We start from the raw sequence: 1,340 nt of genomic DNA on the forward strand, positions 1-1,340 counted from the left end.
TTCAGTGTGTCCATTTTCCAGTGCCACGTAAAGGCCGGGAAAACCCGTTTGGCTCTTGGCTGCCAGTAGTTCTTTTTTATCCTCAAGGCTCAGCTTGCTGGATAATAATATTGTCTCTATATAGCCTTTGACCGTTTCAGCGTGTCCATTTTGCAGTGCCAAGTAAAGGCCGAGACTACCGTCTGGGTGCTTGGCTGCCAGCAGTTCTTTTTTATCCTCACGACTCAGATTGCTGGAAAGTATTGCTGCTACAAAGGCTATGGCCGTTTCAGTGTGGCCATATCCCAGTGCAAACAAAAAGCCGGGAGTACCGTCTGGGTGCTTGGCTGCCAGCAGTTCTTTTTTATCCTTACGACTCAGATTACTGGAAAGTATTGCTGCTACAAAGGGTTGGACCGCTTCAGCGTGTGCATATACCAGTGTCGCATAAAATCCGGGAGTACCGTCTGGGTGCTTGGCTGCCAGCAGTTCTTTTTTATCCTTAGGAGTCCAATGATCGCCAGTCATTATCTTATTAATGGAATTTTCAACATCCTTAGCTGAACTATCCGATCCAAAATTGCCATTTTTAAGTAATAAATACAACAGCGCAGGTGATAGCTCAGATTCATTCACAGTAAAAGCGCTACCCGGTTCGCTTTCAATCTCTATGCTGTGCAAAGCACCCGCAAGCGGGCGTTCTGGAAAGCAGTTCTCAAGCGTTGCCTTTACAGGTATTAAATCGTCCAGTGTCAAATCCTTCAAAGCATCGAAGGAAGATACGATTATACGGCGTTCCCTTACTGTGTCATTAGGGTCATAAAAATTCAATTTAATCTCATCATGATCATCAGACCAAATCATCTCCAGCGTCATGGCATGGCTCAATGATCGAACATGGTACATTTTTTGATAACAGTTTCTATCGGCGCTGTTTGTAGTAATAGTGGATGCTTCTGTTTTTGCCACTTCCTCAGGTGTAGATTCAGCATCAGATTTGTCATTCAGTGGCCTTTTTAGTGATTTGAGTTTATTTCCACTATTTACTGAAACAGCGCCGTTTCTATCCTTTTGATGCGTTATCGCCGCCTGCAGTACCGCACCTAATCCGTTTTGATCAAAGTAATAATTTTCTTGGGCTTTCTTATAATCTAAAAATACAGTTTCTTTCAATTCATCATCGGTTTTAATGTGTGTGTGTTCGCTTATTTGTTTAACGCTACTGACTGACGAATATTTTCCTGATTTTCCTGATTTTCCTGATTTTTTGGTACCAATGACCCCTCGGGCACGGGCTTCAGCCAGATGCCTGCATGCGATTAACTTCTTATCTTTTGCACTTTCCGCCAGAAGATTAAGGT

Annotated in this window: 1 pseudogene; it reads right to left on the reverse strand. The window is 43.2% G+C overall.

Features of this window, described 5'->3' with window-relative positions:
* Positions 1-1,340, reverse strand: a pseudogene (locus AKL11_RS25510) (hypothetical protein); the annotation flags it as partial.

The organism is Endozoicomonas ascidiicola (genome assembly GCF_001646945.1).
In the GTDB taxonomy this organism is placed as follows: domain Bacteria; phylum Pseudomonadota; class Gammaproteobacteria; order Pseudomonadales; family Endozoicomonadaceae; genus Endozoicomonas; species Endozoicomonas ascidiicola.